Source organism: Burkholderia sp. HI2714 (genome assembly GCF_002223085.1).
Classification (GTDB): domain Bacteria; phylum Pseudomonadota; class Gammaproteobacteria; order Burkholderiales; family Burkholderiaceae; genus Burkholderia; species Burkholderia lata_D.
Genome location: NZ_NKFM01000062.1, coordinates 77095 through 100103 on the forward strand (window position 1 = coordinate 77095; position 23009 = coordinate 100103).

General features: G+C 65.2%; 15 protein-coding genes. 12 read left to right on the forward strand and 3 right to left on the reverse strand.

Annotation, left to right across the window (positions count from 1 at the left end; genetic code table 11):
- Positions 1 to 149: 149 nt before the first annotated feature.
- Positions 150 to 413, reverse strand: a complete 264-nt coding sequence (locus tag CFB82_RS42615; protein ID WP_143751005.1) for a hypothetical protein — start codon at positions 411 to 413, stop codon at positions 150 to 152.
- A 510-nt stretch (positions 414 to 923) separates the two neighbouring features.
- Between CFB82_RS42615 and CFB82_RS34075 the strand changes: the two genes are divergently transcribed.
- The gene (locus CFB82_RS34075; protein ID WP_069249841.1) at positions 924 to 1337 is read left to right on the forward strand and encodes a DoxX family protein; all 414 of its coding nucleotides are present in this window, start codon (positions 924 to 926) and stop codon (positions 1335 to 1337) included.
- A 384-nt stretch (positions 1338 to 1721) separates the two neighbouring features.
- A complete protein-coding gene (gene tssF, locus CFB82_RS34080; RefSeq protein WP_089486823.1) occupies positions 1722 to 3584 on the forward strand; it encodes a type VI secretion system baseplate subunit TssF in 1863 nt (620 codons plus the stop codon).
- A 54-nt stretch (positions 3585 to 3638) separates the two neighbouring features.
- Here the strand turns inward: tssF and CFB82_RS34085 are convergent, their stop codons facing one another.
- Both CFB82_RS34085 and CFB82_RS34090 read right to left on the reverse strand, forming a co-directional pair.
- Positions 3639 to 5075 carry a hypothetical protein gene (locus CFB82_RS34085; protein WP_089486824.1) on the reverse strand — a complete coding sequence of 479 codons (1437 nt, stop codon included), beginning with the start codon at positions 5073 to 5075 and terminating at the stop codon, positions 3639 to 3641.
- Positions 5072 to 5332: a PAAR domain-containing protein gene (locus CFB82_RS34090; protein WP_089486825.1), complete on the reverse strand. Its 261-nt coding sequence runs from the start codon at positions 5330 to 5332 to the stop codon at positions 5072 to 5074. The genes CFB82_RS34085 and CFB82_RS34090 overlap by 4 nt, the downstream gene beginning before the upstream one ends.
- 416 nt (positions 5333 to 5748) lie before the next feature.
- On the opposite strand from CFB82_RS34090, the gene CFB82_RS34095 reads away from it, so the two are divergent.
- From CFB82_RS34095 to CFB82_RS34140, 10 genes are all read left to right on the forward strand, one after another.
- On the forward strand, positions 5749 to 8703 hold the full coding sequence (locus CFB82_RS34095; protein WP_089486826.1) for a type VI secretion system Vgr family protein: 2955 nt from the start codon (positions 5749 to 5751) through the stop codon (positions 8701 to 8703).
- Between the two features lie 19 nt (positions 8704 to 8722).
- Positions 8723 to 9940 carry a hypothetical protein gene (locus tag CFB82_RS34100; protein ID WP_256990592.1) on the forward strand — a complete coding sequence of 406 codons (1218 nt, stop codon included), beginning with the start codon at positions 8723 to 8725 and terminating at the stop codon, positions 9938 to 9940.
- A gap of 44 nt (positions 9941 to 9984) precedes the next feature.
- Positions 9985 to 10722, forward strand: a complete 738-nt coding sequence (locus tag CFB82_RS34105) for a hypothetical protein (protein ID WP_256990594.1) — start codon at positions 9985 to 9987, stop codon at positions 10720 to 10722.
- Positions 10723 to 10778: 56 nt separating this feature from the next.
- Positions 10779 to 14120, forward strand: a complete 3342-nt coding sequence (locus CFB82_RS34110) for a type VI secretion system Vgr family protein (protein WP_089486829.1) — start codon at positions 10779 to 10781, stop codon at positions 14118 to 14120.
- Positions 14121 to 14206: 86 nt separating this feature from the next.
- The gene (locus tag CFB82_RS34115) at positions 14207 to 14704 is read left to right on the forward strand and encodes a hypothetical protein (RefSeq protein WP_089486830.1); all 498 of its coding nucleotides are present in this window, start codon (positions 14207 to 14209) and stop codon (positions 14702 to 14704) included.
- A gap of 155 nt (positions 14705 to 14859) precedes the next feature.
- Positions 14860 to 15354 (forward strand): hypothetical protein, encoded by a 495-nt coding sequence (locus tag CFB82_RS34120; protein ID WP_089487023.1) that lies wholly within the window; start codon positions 14860 to 14862, stop codon positions 15352 to 15354.
- 86 nt (positions 15355 to 15440) lie between these two features.
- Entirely contained in the window at positions 15441 to 18287 is a 2847-nt protein-coding gene (locus tag CFB82_RS34125; protein ID WP_089486831.1) for a type VI secretion system Vgr family protein, read from the forward strand.
- Positions 18288 to 18289: 2 nt separating this feature from the next.
- A complete protein-coding gene (locus CFB82_RS34130) occupies positions 18290 to 19195 on the forward strand; it encodes a DUF4123 domain-containing protein (protein WP_089486832.1) in 906 nt (301 codons plus the stop codon).
- Positions 19195 to 21876, forward strand: coding sequence for a T6SS effector BTH_I2691 family protein (locus tag CFB82_RS34135; protein WP_143751006.1), 2682 nt, complete (start codon positions 19195 to 19197; stop codon positions 21874 to 21876). The genes CFB82_RS34130 and CFB82_RS34135 overlap by 1 nt, the downstream gene beginning before the upstream one ends.
- A 2-nt stretch (positions 21877 to 21878) precedes the next feature.
- A complete protein-coding gene (locus CFB82_RS34140) occupies positions 21879 to 22967 on the forward strand; it encodes a DUF6708 domain-containing protein (protein ID WP_089486834.1) in 1089 nt (362 codons plus the stop codon).
- Positions 22968 to 23009: the final 42 nt, after the last annotated feature.

A 23009-nucleotide genomic window follows, 5' to 3' on the forward strand; every position in this document is an offset into this window, starting at 1 on the left:
TGTCCGGAGCGACGCGTTCCGGAAGTCATGGGGTTGTCGGGAAAACGTAAGGTCGTGCGCTATCGTATATTTAAATCCGCATTAATTAGTAATTTTTTGTAATGATTTTTGGGGAATGTGTAGATGGAAATGCGGTGGTGGAGTGGGGGTTAAAGGTTTTGGATTTTTTGCCGTAAGCGCATCATTTTGATTTTATTTATTAATGGATTTTGACTGGAATTGAAAGCTTGCAGAGAGCGTGAATGTTTGATCAGTTTTTCGCTTGCTCGGCTAAACACCGGATCGATCGACAGTGCGCGGAAGGCGTTCTTCCCGACGGCTTTCGGGCCGAAATCCTTGCCCGCGCGACGGAATCCGCCGCGGACGACATCAACCCGCTTGCCCGTGAAACATTTTCGTTTGCCAATACGCATTTCCAGTCCAGACGTCTTTTTTCCGGAACAGGGGGGCTTCGTCGATTGGAAAGAGAGTCGAGTTTAAAAATTAATTCACAGATGGCAGATTTGTACACGTAACATATCGTCGAATAGCGATTGCAATACTTCGATGTGGCCTATGAGGATACGGAAGCCGGATATGAATGGGCGGTTTTCATGTCCTTGCAACATAAGGGCAGATCCATTTGATCGGATTCATGGCTGCCGCGTGGCGGCCTTGTTTCGCTCGATTGTCCACTTAATTGTGACAGCGAATCTTGTTTTGACGGATTGATGATTTCCGGGGAGACAGTAGACTGCACCCGTGCTTCGCCAGAACCGATCCGGAGCGCGCCAGGAGCGGCGCGACCAGGCGGATTCTTCGGCGGCGGGCCAGCCGGCTTGCTGTCCGAGTGTGCGAGGAGTGGTTCGTTGCCGACCTGGCGCGCCGATTCGGCGCGTATTCGGCACCGGACGCATCAAACCGTCAATTCAAGGGTGATTGCCATGCGTTACGTTTCACTGGAGTCGAAGAAGGACGAGCTGCTGCTGGCGGCTCGCGTGCTGTTGATGATCCTGTTCGTGCTGTTCGGCTGGCAGAAGCTGAACGGCTTCTCGGGCACGGTCGCGTACATGGCGTCGACGGGGAACCCGGCGCCCGAACTGGCAGCCGCGATCGCGGTGGCGGTCGAGCTGGCCGGTGGCCTGCTGATCGCGATCGGCTTCTACACGCGTCCGCTCGCACTCGTGTTCGCGGCTTATACGCTCGCGACCGCGTTGATCGGCCATCGCTACTGGGCATTGCAGGGGATGGAGCAATACATGGCGATGATCAACTTCTACAAGAACGTGAGCATCATCGGCGGGTTGCTGTTGCTCGCGCTGACCGGGCCGGGGCGGTATTCGCTCGACCGGAAGTAAGGCGGGCGAAGTTTCCGTTCGGGTTCGCGAGCCCGGCGCACGAGCGTGCGCCGGGCTTTGTCGTGGCGGGTGGGCGCGCGACGTGCGGCGGTTCGCGGGTGCTTGCGGCGCGCTGACTGCGTTGCCAAACGAACAGGTTCCGGACATGATTGCACGTGCACAGTGACGCTGTTCATGCCGCATTGCCTGGCGTGCTTTCGCGTCGCGTTTCGCTATCTCGCGCGCGTCTCGCGCCGCTATTCGGGGGTTTCCGGTGACGCGCAAGAGGCTGCAGAGCAGGCGCAATGCTGTGTTCGATGCGCATCGGTACCGGCCGGGCCCACGTACGCGGCGTCTCGCATCGATCATCTGCTTCAGCGCGCTGCCGACGGAGAACGACGACGTATGAGCCCGGAAGACCTGCTGCCCTATTACGAACGGGAACTCACCTTCCTGCGCCAGTACGTGCGTGAATTTGCCGCGCACTATCCGAAGATCGCGAGCCGGCTGTCGCTGACCGGCGGGATGGACAGCGGCAGCATGGATCTTCACGTCGAACGTCTGGTCGAGTCGTTCGCGTTGATGGCTGCACGTACGGCGCGCAGCATCGACGACGACTATCCGCGGTTTACCGAGGCGTTGTTCGAGACGCTGTACCCGCACTACCTGCGTGCGTTTCCGTCATGCTCGATCGCGCACTTCGAGATGGACAGCGGCCGGGCGGCCCAGATGTCGGCCGCCGTTACCGTGCCGCGCGGTACGCAGCTGTACAGCCGGCCGCTGCGCGGATCCAAGATATTGTTCCGGACTGCGTATGACGTCACGCTTTCGCCGCTGCAACTGACAGCAGCGCAGTTCCGCTCCATTGCCGACGTGCCGCGCGCGTTGCGCCTGCCCGCGGGCGCGACGGCGCTGATCTCGCTGACGTTTGCGATTCAATCCGCCCATCCGTCGATCGCCGAACTGAATGTGGAGTCGGTCCGGCTCTATACGCAAGGCACACCCGTATTCACAGCGGTGCTTCGCGACGCGCTGTCGATGAAAGCGCTGCGCGCTTATGTCGAGCCGGCGCATGGCGGCCGGTGGATCGAACTCGACGGTACGCCTTGCACCGTGGCAGGTATGGATTGCGCGGACAGTCTCGTCCCGTATCCCGAGTCGGCGGCCTCGGCCTACCTGCTGCTGACGGAGTTTTTCGCGTACCCGGAAAAATTCGGCTTCTTCGACTGCGATCTGCGTCAGGCCGGCCGTCTGGGTGGCCGGCAGTTCACCATTCATGTCGTGTTGAAGGACATGCCGGCCGAATCGGCTGCCGCGCAGGCGCTGGCGACACTCGACGAGCGTCACCTGGTGCTCGGCTGCACACCGGTCGTCAACCTGTTCGATGCGGTGGGCAAGCTGGGCGAGCGCTCGAGCACGTCGGATGCCGCCGACGCATACGCGCTGGAGGCCGACGAACAGAGCGCCCATGCATGCGCGATCTATTCGGTGGATTCGGTCGCTCAGGTGAAGGCGTTACCACAAGGCAACCAGGCCGAGGCGCTCGATCCGCTGCACTCGCTGCGCCATGGGCGGCATGGGGATGCGGAGACGCTCTACTGGCAAGCTGGCCTCGCTCGCCGCGCGACGCCGGGCAGTCCCGGCGCGGACGCGACGCTGACGTTCGTGAGCGGCGCGCTCGCGCACCGGCCGCCGCCGGCGGCGCTCGCCATCCGGCTCACCTGCAGCAATGGCGATCTGCCCGAGCGCCTGGATTACGGTTCGCCGATGGGCGACCTGATGATGGAGGGCGGCAGCCTTGCGCGGCGGATTGCATTGCTGCACCGGCCAACCCGGCCGTTGCATCCGCGGCACGAGCGCGGCGCGCAGTGGCGACTGATTTCGCAACTGTCGCTCAATGCCGTGTCGTTGACGGGTGGCGCGGGCCCTGTCCGGGAATTGCTCGCGCTGCACGATCTGCAGCGGTCGGCCGCGTCGGTCCGTTTGATCGACGGCGTGGTGAAACTGACGCAGCACGCGGTGACGGCGTGGGTGACCGAGCGACACTTCGCGGGCATCGTTCGCGGCATCGAGCTTCATCTGACCGTCGACGAAGACGCGTTCGCCGGCATGGGCACCGGCATTCATGCATTTGTGCAGATCATGGACAGGCTGCTGCGCCTGCATGTGACAACGAGCAGTTTCACCCAGCTGATCGTCTTCTCAAGCCGTACCGGCGACATGTTGCTGCGCTGCTCGCGCTGCGCCGGCAACGGATTCCTGACTTGAGCGCGCCGGCCCACTCTCGCCGGTGCGGCCACGCATGACGAACGCGCGCGGCCGTCACGCGGGCGGCGAGGCGCCGTCCGCGTCGGGTGCCATGTGATGGCTGACGACGAGGGCGCCGCGCATCAGCGGGCCGCTGATCGAAGCGACCAGGGTCGGCCGTTGCGCGTCGGCTGCGTGCGCGCCGGCCGCGGCGATCAGGCCGAGCGCCAGCGCGCCGCCGCTCTCGCCGTTCGCGATGCCGAGGTGGCTGCAACGCAGCCGGACGTCGGGGTCGTCGGGCCACGTGCGCGCGGCGGCATCGCCGATCTCGGTGCGACGGCTGCTGCGCTGATCCGCGTCGCTCACGAGCGCGCAGCCGGCGATGGCCGGTTCGGCGTCCGTCATTCGACCGACCGCCTGTCGAAGCAGCCCGGCAACCGTTTCGCCGTGGGCTTGCCCGGTCGACGGGCGGTGTTCGGCGGTCACGAGCCGATGAATCCGTGGCGTGTCCGGCATGCCGGCAGCCGGCGGCAGTGCGAGCAGGAGCGCGCACGCACCTTCGCCGAGTACCTGCCCGTCGGGCCGGTTGTGCGCAAACAGCCGGCCGGCGTGGTCGAGCGCGTTCACCGTCGGTTGGCTTAACGTCGAGTCGCATGCGAGCACGAGATGCCGGGTCGTCGCGTGCGTCCGGTGAAGCTCGACATTCAGTGCATCGAGCGCGGCGAGTGCGTCGACCGGGTGCGCAACGAAAGCGACCTGTGCGGGCTCGACCGAGGGCCGCCAGTGCCCGCGTTCGAGGTGTCGGTCGAGCCAGGCCGCGAGTGTCGGCGCATCGGCGCGCCAGCGCTCGGGCAGCAGAAGATGTAGCGCGAATGGCGGTGCCGCGCTCCGCGACGTATCGCCTGGTGCCGTGACAGGGGTGGTGGCATGGCGCGCCATCAGCTCGTCGATCGCCTCGGCGGCCAGCAGCATCGCACGGCGCTGCTCGTCGCTTTCGCTCGGCATGACGTCGAGCGCCAGCATGCCGTCATCGGGATCGTCGTGCCAGATCGACGCGGCGGTACCGGCGAACACCTTCGTGCCGTCAAGCCGCTGCAGCGTCGGGTGCAGCCCGACGACCCGACCGTCGCGGGCAAGCGCGAGCACGTCCGCGACATGCATGCCTGCCGGCAGGCGCACGCTGGCGTCGAGCAATGCCAACGTCCACCTGAGCGACGGATCTTCGCCTGATGTCTCGGCCGGGGCGCTGCCAGCCTGCGGCCCGGGTTTCGGCGCCGGGCCGGGCACGGGAGCAAAACCCTTGCGGATGCTGGCCACCCCGATGACGAGCAACAGCGGTATCCCGACGCCGGCCATGAACAGTTCCTTGGCGCTCGGCACGTGGGCGGTCGCTTTCCAGTACGCGGCGGCCATCAGCCAGATCACGACGAACGCGGCGGCCACCCGGATCGCGGTCAGAAGCGGCGATCGCCCGCCGGGACGATCCGCAGCAGAGTCGGGCGCGGTGCTCATTCGCTGCCGGTATTCGACTGGCTGGCAATCAGTATTGCGCCGCACTTCGTCTTGTGACCGTCCCGTGCGACCGCGCGATTCTCGATAATCGCCGTGTCGTCGCCTTCATCGATGTAATTGACGCCGTGAAGCGGGCAGGTAACCGTGTCGTTGCGACGCGCAATGCCCTTGCCGTCGATTTTGGCGATGCCTGACGCACTGGTCACGACGCCGCCATGACTGTGCATGTCACCGAGAACGATAAACGGGCGCGTCATATAGAGGCCTCCTGCTATTTCGAATGTGCCGATTCGGGTGATCGGTATTTAATTCGCGGTTTCGGCAACCGAATGACGAGTGTCGGTAATTCATTCCGCTCGGCAGCCGCCGTCGCCGCCGATTGGACGGCACATGCCGGATCGGTGGCGGAAATCAGATCAGGGTTGGTGCGCCATTCTATCCGAGTTCCCATTCCCGGTTGGCACTTGCTATCAGGCTGATGATATTCTATTGGCCGAAGCGCCCTAAAATAGGGCTATATCAATTGGCGCAGAGTAATTTTAAATTTTTGTGTCATTTTAAAAACGAATGCCGGGCCGGCTTCATTGGTATTCGTCATCGCGCTTTCGAGAGGGCAGGTTTATTGCACCGCGGCGCATTTAATAGAAAAACGTAACAGGTGAGAGAGACCCGCATGGATGTCAACTCGAAACTGCCGTCTCTATTCAGTGCTTCAAATCGTCTTCACGTACTCGACGGGCCGGGTCCGATCTCGTCCTTGCAGATCGAACGCTGGAGCGGTCGTGAAGCGCTTTCGGAGATCTATCGCTGGGACATCTATGCGCTCGCCACCGATCCCGGGCTCGATCTCGACGCAATGGTCGGGCAGCGCGTCATCATCACCACCACGCTGGCGAACGGATCGACCACGACCCGCAGCGGCCTCGTGGCCGAAGCCGGATGCGTCGGCTATGACGGCACGCTGGCCCGCTACCACCTGCAACTGGTGCCATGGCTGGAGGCACTCGCGCATGGCCGCGATCAGCGCACGTTCGTGAACCGGACGGTCGCCGAGGTGCTCGACACCGTATTCGCTGCCTACCGCGGTACCGCCCGCTGGCGCTTCACTGCCGATGCCAATCAGCGCATCGACGCGCTCGGGCCGTGCGAATACCGCGTGCAGTACCGGACCCACACGCACCTCGACTTCGTCCGCCACGTGCTGGCGGAAGCCGGCCTGGGCTTCTGTTTCGTCGAGGACGAGGACGCACCGGCAGGCCATGCGCTGCTCGTCTTCGACGACAGCGCGCAACTTCCCGAGGACGATACCTCGCGGCGTGTCGGCGGCCTGCCGCTTCGCCTGAACGGCATGGCGGTTGGTACGGGCGACGTGATACTGGGCATGGGCCAGGTCGTGTCGCTGACCGCCGACCGGCTGACGCTGATCAGCAGCGACTATCGCAGCAACCAGTCGGTGACGGCGACGGCGAACCTGGGCAATCCGGCCGGTGGCCGGGAACTGTACGACGACGTCGGGCCGGAGGCGTTCACGACGCTGCGCGCGGCCGAGTACACGGCGCGACGGCAGGCCGATGCGATCCTGTCCGAGGCGCGGTGCTGGGCGGGCTGCAGCACGCTGCATACGGCGCGGGCCGGCCGGGCACTGCGCGTCGCGAACGCGCCGTGGCGACAGGGGCGCGACGCGGCGGAATCGCCCGACACCTTTCTCCTCACCGAGGTCACGCACGTCGGGATCAACAACCTGCCGCGCACCGTCATGGACGCGCTTCAGCAGACGCTCGGCCCGCTGCCGCCGGACGATCTCGACCCGCGCGTGCTGAAGGAAGCGGGTACCGGCGGTTACGCGAACCGTTTCACGAGTGTGCCGCGCGAGCAGGTCTGGCGTCCCACCCTCGAGGACGGAACGGGACAGCGGCTGAATCCCGTGCCGACGGCGCTGGGCGCGCAATCCGCGATCGTCGTCGGGCCGCGGGGCGAATCGCAGCCAGGCGCCACCGGCCCGGTTCACACGGACGCGCAGGGCCGGTTGAAGCTGCGCTACCACTGGCAGGCGGACGGCGACACGGGGGTGTTCGCGACGCGCGCGATGCAGCGACTGGCCGGCGACGGCCATGGCCTGCAGCAGACGCAGCGGATCGGCCACGAAGTGCTGGTGCAGTTCATGAACGGCCTCGTGCATCGGCCGGTGATCCTGGGCGGCCTGTTCAATGGCCGCGGCGAAGGCGGCGAATCGCCGACGCCGGGCGGCGAGGCGGGCCAGCCGCTCGACGAGTCGATCTACGCAAAGGCGGCCGATCATGCGCCGAGTGCGCAGGGCAACCAGGTTGGCGGTTACAGCCCGGCGTGGCACGGCGGCGGGGTGGGCGCGCAGCGGCACAACCACGCGGGCGCGCTGTCCGGTTTCAAGAGCCAGGGATTCGACGCGCAGGGCCACAATCAACTGGTGACGGACGACAGCGATGGCATGGGACGCCTCCAGATGGCGACGACGCACGCCGCGACCCAGCTCAACCTCGGCCACCTGCGCCACCAGGCGGACAACTATCTCGGCAGTTTCCGCGGCCAGGGCGTCGAGTTGCGTTCGGATGCCTATGGCGCCGTGCGCGCGGCGCGCGGCGTCCTGATCTCGAGCTATGCGCCGGATCCGGCGCAACCCGCCGGCGACGTCACGGCGCTGAAGTCGTTGCTGGCGCAACAGCTGGCACTGGCGCGCACCTTCGACAAGGCGGCCGACACGCACCGCACGTTGCCGCTTGCCGCGCAGCGCGGCGTGCGCCAGGCGGGCCAGTCGTCGCTCGACGGCGAGGCCGCACCGCTCGACGCGCTGTCGCGCAGCCTGGCGACCACGGTGAGCGCGAAAGGGTTCGAGCAGGCCACGGCCGACGCCGTGCAACGCGGCACCGGCAACGCGCTGCCGCATACCGGCGACGCGTTGCTTGGCATCGCCGCGCGCGGCGGCCAGGGGCTGTTCGCGGGCCAGGCGCTGCAGTGGGCCGCGGGCGAGACGCTGACGGTCGGCAGCGGCGGCGATACCAACCTGGCGGTCGGCCGGTCGCTGCGGGTTCACAGCGGCCAGGGCATCGGCTGGCTGGCGGGCGCGAACGGGACGGGCGCGGCGAGCGACGCCGGCCTCAGCCTGATTTCGGGCAAGGACAACCTGGACCTGCAGGCGCAGCACGGCACGCTGGCACTGCGCGCGAAGGACGACCTGACGGTGGCCGCGACGAAGAGCGACGTCGAACTGGCCGCCGGGCAGGCACTGCGGCTCGCGGTGAGCGGCGGCGCGTCGCTGCGGATCGAAGGCGGCAACGTCACCTTCGAGTGCCCGGGCAACCTGACGGTTCACGCGGCCGATCATCAGTTCCAGGGGCCGACCGACCTGGACAAGGCGAAAGGCGCGTGGGGCGATCACGGCCTCTACAACGAGTATTACTGGCTGCGCGACGCACAGACGGGCAGTGCGGTGACGGGGCTGCCCTACCGGATGGTCGGCGCGGACGGCGATGCGCTGGCTGCACGCAGCAGCGCCAGCGACGGGCGGACGGCCACCTATTCGACGAAGGCCGCGGCGAAGCCGATCCGGGTCGAATACACCGGCAACGAGGACATCGATCATGGCTGGAGCTGATACGGTCGACGTCCCGAAGGTGCTGACCCAGACCGACAGCACGCCGATGGCGCAACAGGACGGGCATCCGGTCGCGGTCGAGCTGGTCAGGCTCGTGGAATACACGGTCAATATCCGTTCGTTTCACCCGAACAAGAAGTTCGAGCGGCTGGGGTTCCGCTTTCACGGCGATACGCGCGGCTTTTCGCTGGACGAGAGCTTTCATCCGAGCTACCTGGCGCGCCAGACCGGCAAGGCGACGTCACGCGTGTGGCAGCTGTATTCGTGCAATCTGGCGGCAGGCAGCAAGGACAAGTTCCAGGACCGGCTGAGGCGCTCGAAGTACACGGCGTCCAACACGTCGTCGGGGCCCTGGTGGGCCTCCGACGGTGCGGAGCCCTATACGGAGAAGAAATACCAGCCCGATGGAACCGCCGATGCGAACGCGTTCGAGCAGGCGCACGCGGGGGAACAGATTGCCGAAGTGACGTCGTGGTACGGGGGCAAGAATTTTGCGTTCCTGGGCTCGCGGCTGGACTGGAATACGCTTCACACGACCGTCGTGCCCACGCTCGATACGCGTGGACATCTGTGGATCAGGGTCGAGCGCGTGCGCCGCTGGATGGACATCTGCATGCTGGTCTATGGCGACGGATTCCCCAACTGCGAATCGTTCATCGAGGATCCCGCGGGCAACAAGCTGTTCCTGGGGACCCACGTGCGGATCGGCACGCCCGCTACCCATCTCGCCGGCGACAACAAGCGCATCATGTTTGCCAACGTCTTGCGGGTGGAACTGACGCTCGACGGCAACTTCGGATCGAAACTGTGGATCTTCACGCAGGCGCTTGGCGGCACACCCGACCGGCGCGACGACTACCCTGCGATCGGCGACATCAAGACCGCGCCGGGCACGCCCACGCGCCGCATGAGCGACCCGGATCCGTCGGGATGGTCCGGCGTGCCGGGCGACGGGCCGCCGGTCATCCTGCCGGGCATGGACGTCGTCGCGTGGCCGGCCGATCCGCTCAGCAAGATCGGCGACGGCGTGAGCGGCGGGCTGGGCGCGCCGTTGCATATTTCCGCCTACGAGGACGTCGGTGCCGTCTGGCAACGTCTGCAGGACAGCTTCAAGCGGCCCCCGGCCACCCGTGACACGACCGTGCAGGCCTGGAATGACTATCACCTTCATCGAAACCCCAACGAGGGCCGCGCGCCCGACAGCGAAGACCTGGATCCCAAGCTATGGAAGAAGTAGTGCCACCGCCGTCGTCTCGGCGTCGCGTGAGGTGGCGCTACGTCGTGTTGCTTGCCGTCGCGCTGCTCGCGGCGATCGTGTCCGGACTGGATAGGAGTCGGCGCATGCCATTGATCTATGTGATTCCCGAAGGCTATGTGGGCCCGGTGGTCGCCTTGTTCGACCAGCCCGACGGTGTCGAGCCGGCTCATGTGAAGGACGGGCTCGAGGTGCGGGTGCCCGAGAACGGCATCGTCAAGATAAAGGGCAACCCGAAACTCGGGCATTCGGAGGCGTTCCCGAAGAGCACGGTGGTGTTCGAGCTGGACAAGCGCGACGGCAGCCGCGAGGTGCTTCAGGAAGCGATCAACCCGTGGCAGGACTACGACCGGAACGACGATCCGCACTGGAAAGTCGGCATTCGCGATGCGCAGGGGAATCTGCGCACCATCGCCGTTTCCGACCGCAAGGATGGCTTCGTGTTCGATGATTTTCCGGAGTCGGATCGCCGCCGCGTCATGGTGTTCTGGCACGAGTCGTGCCAGGACCGCGTGTTCGGTCCGGAGTCGGAGGCGTATCTTGCCGGCGAAAAGTCCGCCGAGGAACTGCACGTTCCGCCGTGCGGCGAGTTTGTCGTGGGCGCCTTCGATCACATCCGGCAGTGGCCGGAATGGATGTTCCTGCGCGGCAAGGGCAAGCAGGAGAAATCGGGAGTCAGGAATCCTACGTACAGCTCGATCCAGGAGCTGGTCGACGAGGCGAACGCGCGGGTTGCCAGAAAGAAGGCCGAGGCGATCAACTGAGCGATTCAGCGTGACCGGCACCGGGCCTCGCGGCCGGTGTGACGCAAGAGGACGACATGGACATTGCTGCTGCACTGAAGGGCTATTCGCAGGCGACCCGCCAGATCCAGCTCGATACCGCGATGCCGGGCGCATTCGCGGTCGAGCGGTTTCATGGCCGGGAAGCGATGGACGAGTCCTTCCGTTTCGAGATCGACGTGCTGTCCAGCACGCCGTTCCTCGACCTGCATCCGCTGCTCGGCACGGCGATCCGCCTGCGTCTTGCGACCGGCGCGGGCGAGCGCTGCTGGAACGGTTACGTCGTGCGGGCCGCGTACAGCGACAGCGACGGCGAGATCACGCGTTACCGGCTGACGATGGCCTCCTGGCTCGAATTGCTCCGGCTTCGCCGCAACTGCCTGTATTTCGTCGGCCTCGATACCGAAGGCATCTGCGAGCGCGTGTTCGGCGACTATCCGGAGGCGCGTTGGCGCTGCGAACTGAAGGAGCCGTTGCGCACCTTCGATCTGCGTGGCCAGTATCGCGAAACCGACTTCGACTTCGTGATGCGCCAGTTGTCCGAGGCCGGCCTGTCGTTTCGTATCGAGCATGCGCAGGACGCCGGCGAGAAGCCGTCCGGCAACCATACCGTCGTGGTGTTCGACCGGCGCGCCGAACAGCCCGAAGGCAGCACCGTCGCCTATCACCGGCAGGACGTGGGCGACCCCGACGGCGTAATGACCCATTTCACCACGCGTCACCAGTTGGTCCCGGATCGCGTGACCGCCGCGAGCTGGAAATCCGGCAATCTCGTTGCGCTCGCCGGGCATGCGCAGGGCGAGGCCGATCGCGATGCACCCGCGATGCCCGCGCGCGAAGTGCTGGACGCGCAGCGTGCCGGCCGCTTCGAAACGTCGGATCAGGCGCAGCGCTACGCGTCGCAGCGTCTCGACGCGCTGCGCCTGTCGAAGCGGATCCACTATGGCGCCGGCTCGTCGCGCACGCTGGAGATCGGCAAGGTTCACACGCTGACCGGCTATTCGGACGGGGCGGTGTCGTTCGTCCCGCTGACACTCGAGCACGAGGCGGTCAACAATCTCGGCGCCGATATCGCGCAACTGCTCGAGCACGGCGAACTCGAGCAGGGGCGCTATCGCAACCGCTTTGCCGCGGTGCCGCCCGGCGTGCCGATCGTGCCGCCTTACCGCGATCGCCCGATCGTGCACGGTGTGCAGACCGCCACCGTCGTCGGCGAACTGTCGAGCCGGGTGAGCAGCACGCGCGATCATCAGGTGCGCGTGCAGTTTCCGTGGATGCGTGGCACGGCGCCGCTGCCTGGCGGGCTGACCGACACCGCGAGCCGGTCGAACCCGCAGGGGCACGCGCCCGGCGACCATCGGTCCGGCGTGCTCGCGCGCATCGCCGAACAGGCGGCGGGCCCGAACTTCGGCCACAGCTTTACGCCGCGCGTCGGTGCGGAAGTCGTGATCGGCTTCGACTCTGGAAATATCGACGTGCCGGTCGTGCTGGGCCAGCTTTACGGCGGCCGAGTGCAACCCCCGTTCGCAGCCGGTGAAGGCAGCAGCGCGAATCACGCGGGCGTGTTGACCGGCATGCAGACGCAGGCGCTCGACGGCACGGCGGGTAGCCGCTGGGTGATGGACGACTCGTCGGGCCAGTTGCGTCACGAACTGTCCAACAGCGTCGCGAACAGCCGACTGGCGCAAGGCTATCTGATCGATCAGCAGGGCGCGGTTCGCGGGGCCTATCGCGGTGAAGGGTTCGATCTCGCGACCGAAGGATGGGGCGTCGTGCGGGCGGGCGAGGGGGTGCTGGTGTCGGGCACCGCGCGCACGGGAGCGGCTTCCACGCAGATGGATGTGGGAGAAAGCGTTGCCCAGCTGAAGCAGGCCGTGAAAACCGCACAGGGCCTCGACGAATCGGCGGCACGCGCGACCGCCGGCCGGCTGACGGCGAACGCCGCGCAGGCGGATTTCCTGAAGGCGATCGATCCCGCGCAGGACGGCAGGTACACGGGCGCGGTGAACGGGCAGAGCGCGACCAAGCAGCCTGCCGGCGGAGCAGGCGGCAGCGGGGATCCGGTCGAGCGTTTCGCGGTGCCCGCCGTCGTGCTGGAGTCGCCCCAGAACGTCGTGATGAGTACCGGCAACAGCGCAGTGTCGTATGCGGAGAAGCACGTGCATCTGACCGCACAGGGCGATGCGCATCTCGCTGCCGGCGCGACGGTCGCCGGTGCGTCCGGCGATGCGGCGAGCGTGTACGCGGCCGCGGGCGGCATCAAGGCCGTGGCCGGCCACGGGCCGGTCAGCGTCGAGGCGCATGCATCGTCGATGCAGATCCTGGCCGACCAGTCGGTGCGCATCACGTCGTCGGACGACCGGATCGACGTGCTCGCGAAGGATGCGATCGTGCTTCAGCAGGGGCCGAGCCGGATCACGCTGAAGGGCGCGGACATCCTGGTCGAGACGCCCGGATCGTTTGCCGTCAAGGCGGGTGCCCATCCGTTCATGGGGCCGGGCGCGCAGTCGCCGGTGCTGCCGGCGCTCCCGATACCCGTGCCGCTCGCGCTCTATGACGAACAACTGCGATTCGTCAACGAGGACGGCGTGCCGCTATCGAAAGTCGCCTATCAGTTGAAGCTGGCCGACGGCACCACGGCGTCGGGCGTGACCGATGACGCGGGCAAGACCGAGCGCGTGGCGTCGGCGAGCCCGCTGGGGATCCTGTCGGCGCTGCTGACTCCGACCCAGATGGTGGACTGCTGCGGACGCACGTCGGGCACGCCGCCGCCGCCGGTCGAGGTCAAGATCAAGGGCGTGCAGACGAACCAGTTTCAGTTGGGCGAATCGGAGCAGACGGTGACGGTCAAGGGACACGATCGGCCGTTGACGGCGGGCGAGATCGAGATGGCCCGGACCGTCTTCAAGGACAGCATCGATTACGACAAAGTGCGGGTGCACCGGGGGAGTTACTTCTGGTTCGACATGCAGCGCAAGCGAACCGCGGTGACTCCTAACGGGCACATGTATTTTCGCGACGAGGACTTTCTCGAGGACTTCTCCGCCGCATCGGTGGCGGTTGGCGACATGGCGTGGTTCATGCACGAGATGACGCACGTCTGGCAATACCAGCTCGGATATTCGGTGCGCTGGCACGGGCTCACCGTCACCATTCGCGGCGAGAGTGCCTATCAGTACACCATCACACCTCAGAACGTTGTTCACGACTACAACATGGAACAGCAGGGAAATCTGGTCGCGGATTATTACGCAATTCACGTGCTCAAGACATACCAGGCGGTCATTCACCGCGGATACGTCGGCGCACCGGAAGAACTCAACTGGGTGCTCGCGCCATTGCTACGGGATCCGAAGAATACGGACAATTTGCCGAAGTAGCGAGACAGGCGCCGTCGCGCGGTGGTGATGTTTGAATGCCTGATCAACTCGAGTGGCTTCGGTGCCACGATGAATGGATTCGAAGCATGAGGAAAATTTTGCTAAGCAGTGCGGTGGCATGCATATCGAGCCTGGTTTTTACCTCCTGTGCGGTCGCCACGTCGCACGGTCCGATTCGCCTGGACATCAGGCAGATCGACGGAAAACCGGCTGCTTGCCTGCCGGCAAGTGACGACACGGGTTCCGACCCGATTCAGATCCGTGGGGTCGGTGTGACGAGACAAACCGGCCCGGTCAGTCCCGTTGTCACGTATTGGGCGCTGGAGGTTCCGGAGAGTGCGCCACCGGTTTATCTGAAGCGAGGCGAGTGTCTCGTCTATGGCCAGACCGTGGCCGGGGCGGTTGTGCGTGCGGCGCCGAGGGCGCTGGACATCAACAAGTTCTACAGCATCTCGATCTTACCGGGGGGGGACTATGGCCCGGTGTACGGCTCGGCGTTTTGCGTGATCAGGCAAGCGGGGGGCGGTGTCCGCATTGCGACGCCGGGGCAGGAAGGGAACCCGTGCGCGCCGGCAGGACACTGAGCGGTGCAATGGGCTCCGAGTCGTGGCGTACCGGCCGCGGATGATGACGTGGCCACGGTTGTGCCAGGCGCCGTAGCCGGGCGTTGATCATGGTGATGTCGGGCCACCGCGAGTGCTCGATCATGTTGTTGAGCCGTTCCGGGAGGATCCAGGGAATGCAGACACGCTTGCGAAGCAGCGCGCTGGGCTTGCTCGCGTCGCTGTCTTGCCTGTCGCGCGCGATGGCAACGTCGCAGGCGCCCGTCGAACTGGAGATCAGGCAGATCGACGGGAACCCCGCCGCCTGCCTGCCGGTGAGCGGCGAACGGGCAGAAAGCGTCATCCGGATCCGCTCCGTGGGTGTCGCCAGACCGACCGGACCGGCGAGTCCCGATGTGACTTACTGGTGGTTCGAGATGCCGGCCGAGGCCGGGCCCGTCTACCTGAAGCGCGGCGAATGCCTGGTGTATGGACAGAAGGTGAAAGGTGCAATCGTGCGTACGCCGCCCAAACCACTGGATCTCGACCGGACCTACTACGTCTCGATCATTCCGGGCGGGGATGCCGGCCCGGTCTATGGCGCGGCGTTCTGTACGCTCAAGCAGGCAGGTGGAGGTGTGCATATCGCAGTGCCCGAGCGAGACCGGAATCCATGTGCCGGCGCTCACTGACCGGCTTGCGGGAGCGGGCAGTCGTACGTTGGCCACGACACGAGGCGTAGCGAACCGCGCCCGTCGTACCTGAGGCAAACCCATTCATGTCGACAAATATGGACGTTCTGAAAAAACTCGCTGGAGACTGGTCGCAATATGACCGGTTTCTCTGGGTCACCACGCCGCTGGGTCCGAACGCGCTGGTCGCCGAGAGTCTGCTCGGGTGGGAGTCGGTCGATCACGGCGGTTACCGGTTCCAGTTGACGGCCTTGTCCGGGAACGCGGCGTTGCCGCTGGAGCGCCTGATCGGTGCGACGATCCTGATCGAATGGCGGGCGCGTGAAGGCAGCGACGTCCGCCGTCCCGTTCACGGTCACATCATTGCGGCGGAGCGGATCGGCTACAACGGCGGGCTGGCCCGCTTCCGTCTCGAGGTCGAGCCGTGGCTCTCGGTGCTCCGTCAGCGCGTCGATCACTACAATTTCATGAACGCCAGCGTGCTCGACATCAGCGAGCAGATTTTCGGCTATCACACCGCGGGCGCCGTGGTGCCGGCGTGGCGCTGGGCGCTGGGCGATCCCGCCCGATACCGCAAGCGCAGCCTGACCACCCAGGCCGGCGAATCCGACTTCGATTTCCTGCAGCGGCTGTGGGCCGAAGAGGGCATCTTCTACTGGTTCGAGCATGCCGGTGACGCTCATGCGTCCAGCCTCGGCAAGCACACGCTCGTGCTCGCCGACTCGAACCAGTCATTCATGCCGGACAAGCCGGAGGTCATCGGCTTCCACCAGACGAGCGACGGCGATCCGGCGGGCAACATCCAGCATTTCACGACCGCGCGTCGCTGGCGTATCGGCCGGGTCGCACGCGCCAGCTGGGATCACCGCACGTTGTCGACGCGGTTGACCGGCGCGCAGGCCGACGGCGTCGCGATGGCCGGCGAAGATCGTGACGTCGCCGGCCCTTATGCGTTCCAGACCGCGGCGCTCGGTGACCAGCGCGCGCGCCAGCAACTCGACGCGCAACGCGTCGCCGCGTCGTGCAGCGAGGGGCGCAGCACCTGCATGGCGCTCCATCCGGGCATGCGCTTCGCGATGAGCGGGCATCCGGCGCTGAAGGTGTCGGATGCGTTCGTGTGCCTGCGCGTTCAGCACAGCGTGCGTGCCAACGTCGATGCGGATGTTCACGCCGCGATCGCACAGACGCTCGGCGACATACCGCCGATGCTGGATGCCGACGTGAACGAATACGGCGTGGCGCATGCGCTGCATGCCGCGCTCGGCAGCGGGACGCACGATGGCGCGCCGCTGGTGAGCAACGAAGCGGTCTATGCGAACAGCTTCGTCGCGCTGCCGGCCGGACAGACGTACCGGCCGCTGATCGACGGGGGGCACGGTGCGCGCTCGCATCCCGTGGCGGCCGTACAGGGCGCGCAAACGGCGATCGTCGTGGGTGCGGGCGATCCGGTTCACACCGATCGCGATCACCGGGTCCGGATCCAGCACCATGCGCAGCGCGGGCCGAAGGCGGCGAGCCTCGTGGATCACCCGCACGTGGCCAACGCGCCTGGCGACCGCAATGCCGGCACATGGACGCGCGTGCTGACGCCGGTCGGCGGCGACAACTGGGGCGGCGTGAGCGTGCCCCGTGTCGGGCAGGAGGTGTGGACCGAATGGCTCGAAGGGCAACCCGACCGGCCGGTGGTGGTGGGTTCGCTGTACAACGGGCAGGGCAACGCCGATGCGCAGCACAACGCGCAAGCGGGCGGTCCGGCCAGCAGTACCGGCAACGCGGCCGCGTGGTTCGCAGGCAACGGCCACCCCGCGGCACTGACGGGCATCAAGACGCAGGACCTGAAACTGAGCCAGCAAGGAACGGGCGGCTATCGCCAGTTCCTGCTCGACGACACGGCCGGCGAGACGAGCGCCCGTCTTTATACGACGGACCACAACAGCGGGTTGACGCTGGGTCATCTCAAGCAGATCCAGGACAACCAGCGGCAGGCCGATCGCGGGTATGGCATCGAGTTGACGACCGACGCGGCTGCCGCGTTGCGCGGCGGCTCGGGCATGCTGGTCAGCGCAGCGCGCGGCGTCAGCCAGATGGATGCGAGCGCGTCGCGCGAGGTGCTGACACAGAACCGCCAGCTGCTCGACGGTCTTGCGGAAGCGGCGCGCGCGCAAGGTGCCGAGCCGGCACAGCCCGCCGCGGGCGTCGGCGCCGGGCAGGATGACACGGGGCATGCAATGGCGGGGCCCGGCACGTCGCCGCAATCGGCTGCCGTGACCGGATTGCAGCAGAGCGAGCAGGCGCTCGCCGCGACGCGCGACGGCCGAACGTCCGCCCAGGCCGGCGGCGGCAGCGGCAGTGCAGCGGCATGGTCGCATCCGCATGTCGTCGCACACGGCGCGGACGGTCTCGCCGCCGTGACGCCCGGCAGCCAGGTCTGGGTGTCGGGAACGGAGACGGTGCTGAGCGCCGGCCAGGATCTGCAATGGACGGCCAAAGGCAAGACAACCCTGGCGGCGACGCACGGCATCGCGTTCTATACACAGGGCAACGCCGCGGGCGAGCGGCCGGTCGCCGGGCAAGGCATCGCGTTGCACGCGGCCTCCGGCGCGGTGCGCCTGCACGCACAGAATGCGGGCACGCTTGGCGCGGCCGCACAGCAGGCGGTCGTGTTGTCGAGCAGCCAGGGCGCGGCGAACCTGCAGGCACCGAAGCGTCTGCTGCTGAATGCCGCGAAGGCGTACCTGAAGATGGAGGGCGGCAATATCGAGGTCGGCGCGCCGGGGCGGGTGGAGTTCAAGTCGGCGCAGCGCGAACTGACAGGGCCGCGAGGCGCGGGCGGGCAAACCTCGCTGGGCAGCAGCAGCGCGAAGGATTGCCAGTTGCGCCTGTCGGGCGCGGCCGCGAGCCACGACAGTGTCGTCATGCTGCCGGCGGGCTGACGATGGAACGCATCGACTTCGACCGCCACGCGCTCGATGCGCGCCACTTCCTGCTGCTCGACCCGCTGCAGGGTGAAGAGGACGCGATGCTGTCGTGGCAAGACTTCCCGTTGCGTGCGCTGGCGCCGCCGGGATTCGAAGCGCAGTCGCGGCAGTTGCCGTTTCTGCTGGCCTGGCAGGATTTGAGCGACACGCAGCGCACGCAGGCGTTGCGCTTGCTGACTGATCGCGACGAGGCGATCGCCGCATCGCCGTGTGTCGGGCTGCTGCAATCCGACGCGGTATCGGCCTATGTGCGTGCGCATCTGCGGCAATTGCTCGTGCCGCATTTCCCGGACGGCGGGCGCGGCGTGTTCCGCTTCTACGACCCGGTTGTATTCCTGCATCTGGGCTGGATGCTCGACGCCGGCCAGCGGTCGGTGCTGTTCGGCCCGGTGTCGGTCTGGATGTTTCCGTCGGGCGGCGCGTGGTTCGCGCAATCGACGCCGTCGCAAGGAACGCACCACGTGCGGTTCGCGCCGGGCGAGGCGGTGTGGCGTCGCATCGCGCGGATCGGTACGGTGCACGCCGCGCTGGAAACCGAGCCCGCGTGGCGTGTCGAGCCGGTGCTGTACGGGTCGCAGGTCGAAGCATGGCTCGTCAGGGCCGAAGCGCATGGCCTGAGCGAGCGCGACGACGTCGTGGCGTTTGCACGGCACGGAATGTTGAAACATCCAGGATTCGATACGCACCCCGAAGTCATTGCAATGTTGCAGCAATGCGCGGGGCACCCCACCCGTTACCGGCGTCTCACGTCGCTCTGGAGCGATGACGACTGGCAGGCCATCGTTCGGGATCTGGAGCGAGCGGCCGATGCGAGACGTGTTGCGCCGGCGAATACCGATCACTCGACGCAAGGAGCGAGTTGATGACGACACCCTGCCCCTTCTGTGAAAAGAAAGGCTTGCCGATCCTGCCGATCCGCTATGGCATCGCGCCGACGAAGACGTTCGGGAGCTACAGGGTCACGCACCAGCCGCCCGACGCGACTGCGCTGCTCGGGCCCGCGGAGGTGCCGCTGAGCGTCAGCGAAACCGTCTATACGGGGCGCACGTTGCGCCCGGGCTACCTGTACCTGTACTACGAGACGCACGCTCACTGGGAAGCGTACGCCGTCGATGAATCAGGAATCCTGTCGATCGTGCCGCTCGTCGACGACAAGCCGCCTGGTGGCGACCGTTTCCACGAGAGCTGCAAGCGCGATGCGACCAAGCTGGCCAATGCGTCGGTGGTCACGATCCAGGATCCCGCCAGCGCGGGCAAGGTGTGGTTCGGGTTTTCCGACGCGTGGTGGACCAAGGCGATTCGCGACAATAATGTGAAATTGTCCGCGGACAAGCGCAGCAAATTCATGCGTCTCGTCGATATCGGCGCCTGGTACAACCAAGGCCAGCCCGGGGCGCCGCAACCTGCTCACGCGTTCCAGATTTACCAGGTCGACATGATCGTTGCCGAATATGCGATGAAGCTCGTGGACGAGGTCAGCGCGTTGCGGTGGAGCCCATTTCTGTGCCGCGACATCCTGTCCGCCACGACGCTCAAGACGGTATGCGACGGGTTGGCGCCCGCGAAGGGGCTGGTGCTGGCGCTCCAGGATCCGGCCGGCATCGCGCAGGAAATTCCGGCGTACATGAACGCGCGATGGGAGGGGTTCTCGGAACAGTGGAAACGGCCGACCGACCTGGATACCAACCTGACGAACCTGCAGGCCGCGGTCGAACGTCAGGCCGAGATGGATCTGTACAACAGCCGGGTCCGGAAATCGCAGGAGGATTACAACGAGTTGGTCAATAGCGGCGGGACGGCTTTTCTGCTGGAAAGCTATCGCAAGCAAATGCAGCCGCTGCTCGACGAGGCCAGGAAAGTGAAATTCACGGCGGCCGACCTCGAGCACGCGCGCAATGAGGCATGGGGCAAGTACGACAAGCTGATCAATCCCAACCTGCGCAAGACGTATCGGCAGCAGTACGCAAAGGCGTCCGACGAATACGACAACCGGATCATGCGGCCGCTCGCGGAAGCCCACGTGGCATGGATGCGAAGCGCCGGGATGACGACGGTGTTCGATTACCACTTCGACGCGAAGGACATCAACACGGGGGTCGGCTTTACCGCGTTGTTTGCGGCGTGCGTGATGGGGACGGGCGGTTATGGACCGTGCGTGAAGCTCTATGACGAATGGCTGCACGGCGGCATGGCGGCTCACAACCTGATATGGCGATCGCTGTTCTTCAACCATCCCGAGCTGAAGGCCCATGCCGCTGAGGTCAGCGGGGGCGCGCAGAAGAATGACGGCAAGACGGCCGATACGGCCAACAATCTGCCGAACCCCGGCAAGTGGTCGAAGCTGTTTTCGCTGTACAAGACCGTGATCAGCAAGCTCAAGATGGCGGGGGAAAACGCGTACAAGACGATCGACAGCAAGAATACGCTGCCGGAACTGATCGTCGAACTCGGGCCGCGGATGGTGGCCGTGATCAAGGAACGCAACCCGGCGTCCGAAGATTTGAAGACGGTACTGGGGATGCACGCAGGCATGCCGGTGCAGCGGTTGCAGGTGGTGGGCACGCGGCGCGACGTGTTCAGCGCGATGCACCAGGCGCTGGAAACCCTGCAACCTGCCGCGAGCGGTCCGGACAAGGCCGATCGGGCGATGATCGTCCAGGCGAGGATGGCCATCCTGGAGGAGGAGGCGAAGAAGGCAGGGTACAGCCTCGACGAGGAAGTCAGGTCGTGGAACCTGCTGCTGGACGCCAGCGAGGCCGACAAGGACGCGTTGTATCGGCTGCCTTCCGAAGCGCAGGGCAAGCTCGCAGCCGACCGGGTATTGTCGCTCGGGAAGGCGCCGGGCGCGGAGGTGGTCACGAAGGTCTCGGTCAACAGCTATATGGGCACGGTGCTGCGCTATGCGCGATCGCCCGGCATGCTCGCGTCGGTGTCGTTGGTGTTTTCGACGCTGGGGTGGGCGACGGCAGAAGACGCGATGGGTACGGCGCTGAAGAGCGAACAGGGGCGCGTGACGTGGGCATTCAGGACTGCGACGGTCGGTTTGGTGGGCGGCACGCTGGACATGGTCAGTACCGGCATCAAGTCGTCCGGCGTGCGACGATTGCCGTTGCTCGGGCCGGTGGCCAAGAGTCTGGGTGGACGGTTTCTGAGTTTTGTAAAGGCGGGTGGTGCGGGCGCGGGGGTTGTGGCAATGTGGATTGCGGTGGGGATGGACGTCGAGAATACTCGTGAGTCGTGGCACGACGGCGAATACGGCATGTTCGCCTTATACGCAGCACGGGGCCTTATCGAAGCGGTTGTCGGGGCTGCCTTGACGCGTGCGCTGTACATCGCAATAGTCAGTAGCGCTGAAGTCCAGGCATTAGGCCCGCCAGCATGGATTGCAACGGCAATCATTCTGGCGCTGACAGTCGTGATCGACATATTCAAGGATCCACCTACGATACGATGGACCCGCAATTGTTTGTGGGGGCCGGAAAATAGCTATAGCGACGGGCCGGAAGAGCAATCCGATTTCCTTAAGGCAACTGCAGGAAAGTAAATATGAGCGACGATTCGTCGATAAAGACCTACTGGGGTCAACTGTTTAGCAAACGCTATTGGCGAGAAGTGGTGATCGGATTGCCACCGAAGGACCCGTGGGCGCCGACGGTCGACATGCTATCGTACCCGCTCGATAAAACACGACCAACATCCATCAAAGGTGATCCATTATCGATGGAAATGGTAGTGGCTCGCAACGAATCCTATATGGAAATGGCAGATGGAAACTATATGCGGCGTGGATTTGGCGGAATGGTCTATACGCTGATGTTGTTGCCGGTATTGATTATTTCATATGCTGCATTGATTGATGTAATTTTAAATTTCAAGGCCATTGATAATTTGGCGGCGGCAGTACCAGCTGCACTGTTTGCATGCACGATCGGGACACCTGTGGTTCTTTTGATCGGCTATCACTGGAAGCAGGATATGTGGGATTACACGTACAAGCCGATCCGGCTGGTGCGGTCCACGCGGAAGGTTCACGTGTTCCAGCACAACGGCCCCGACGGAGTATGGTCGCTCGACTGGGACAAGCTGGTGTTCTGCCTGAAGAAGGGCGGGTTGAACTGGGGCGTGCTCGGCTATTTGCCGGATGCGAACGGGCAAGTGACGCATGCGTTCTATATGGGCGCTGTCATGCCGGTTCATCCGAAAGGTATCGGGCCGGACGAACCGCTGCTTGCACACTGGGAATACATCCGTCGTTACATGGAGGCTGGCCCGGCAAGCGTACCGGTGCCGGATCTGCTTCTGCCCATTGAGAATCGTCGCGAGCCGTTTCTTTATGGTGTGCATCGACTGTGGCAGATGTTTGGACCGTTTGCGATATTGTTTGCTCCGCTCACGACTCTGGCAGGCCTGTTTCGCTGGTTGGCCATGCGAATGAGTCGCCTGCCGCGCTGGCCGGCGGACGTGGTCGCGCAATGTGAGGTGTCACCGGATGATGCAACCGGGCAACCCAAGAAGAAAGCGACGGACAACAGTGTCGGCGTCGCGATGGGTGTCGTGCTGATGCTGGCGCTGGACGTCGTGTTGTTCTGGCTGTTGTTTACTCGCGTATTCGAAATCGATCGCCTTTTTCCGTGAGCGTCCTGCACTCCGAGAGGCGTCGTTGATCAAGTGAATAAA

What these genes read in the sequence shown, in the direction of transcription:
- CFB82_RS42615 (WP_143751005.1), bottom strand. Translation starts at nt 413, where the DNA reads ATGCGTATTGGCAAACGAAAATGTTTCACGGGCAAGCGGGTTGATGTC.
- CFB82_RS34075 (WP_069249841.1), top strand. Translation starts at nt 924, where the DNA reads ATGCGTTACGTTTCACTGGAGTCGAAGAAGGACGAGCTGCTGCTGGCG.
- tssF (WP_089486823.1), top strand. Translation starts at nt 1,722, where the DNA reads ATGAGCCCGGAAGACCTGCTGCCCTATTACGAACGGGAACTCACCTTC.
- CFB82_RS34085 (WP_089486824.1), bottom strand. Translation starts at nt 5,075, where the DNA reads ATGAGCACCGCGCCCGACTCTGCTGCGGATCGTCCCGGCGGGCGATCG.
- CFB82_RS34090 (WP_089486825.1), bottom strand. Translation starts at nt 5,332, where the DNA reads ATGACGCGCCCGTTTATCGTTCTCGGTGACATGCACAGTCATGGCGGC.
- CFB82_RS34095 (WP_089486826.1), top strand. Translation starts at nt 5,749, where the DNA reads ATGGATGTCAACTCGAAACTGCCGTCTCTATTCAGTGCTTCAAATCGT.
- CFB82_RS34110 (WP_089486829.1), top strand. Translation starts at nt 10,779, where the DNA reads ATGGACATTGCTGCTGCACTGAAGGGCTATTCGCAGGCGACCCGCCAG.
- CFB82_RS34115 (WP_089486830.1), top strand. Translation starts at nt 14,207, where the DNA reads ATGAGGAAAATTTTGCTAAGCAGTGCGGTGGCATGCATATCGAGCCTG.
- CFB82_RS34120 (WP_089487023.1), top strand. Translation starts at nt 14,860, where the DNA reads ATGCAGACACGCTTGCGAAGCAGCGCGCTGGGCTTGCTCGCGTCGCTG.
- CFB82_RS34125 (WP_089486831.1), top strand. Translation starts at nt 15,441, where the DNA reads ATGTCGACAAATATGGACGTTCTGAAAAAACTCGCTGGAGACTGGTCG.
- CFB82_RS34130 (WP_089486832.1), top strand. Translation starts at nt 18,290, where the DNA reads ATGGAACGCATCGACTTCGACCGCCACGCGCTCGATGCGCGCCACTTC.
- CFB82_RS34135 (WP_143751006.1), top strand. Translation starts at nt 19,195, where the DNA reads ATGACGACACCCTGCCCCTTCTGTGAAAAGAAAGGCTTGCCGATCCTG.
- CFB82_RS34140 (WP_089486834.1), top strand. Translation starts at nt 21,879, where the DNA reads ATGAGCGACGATTCGTCGATAAAGACCTACTGGGGTCAACTGTTTAGC.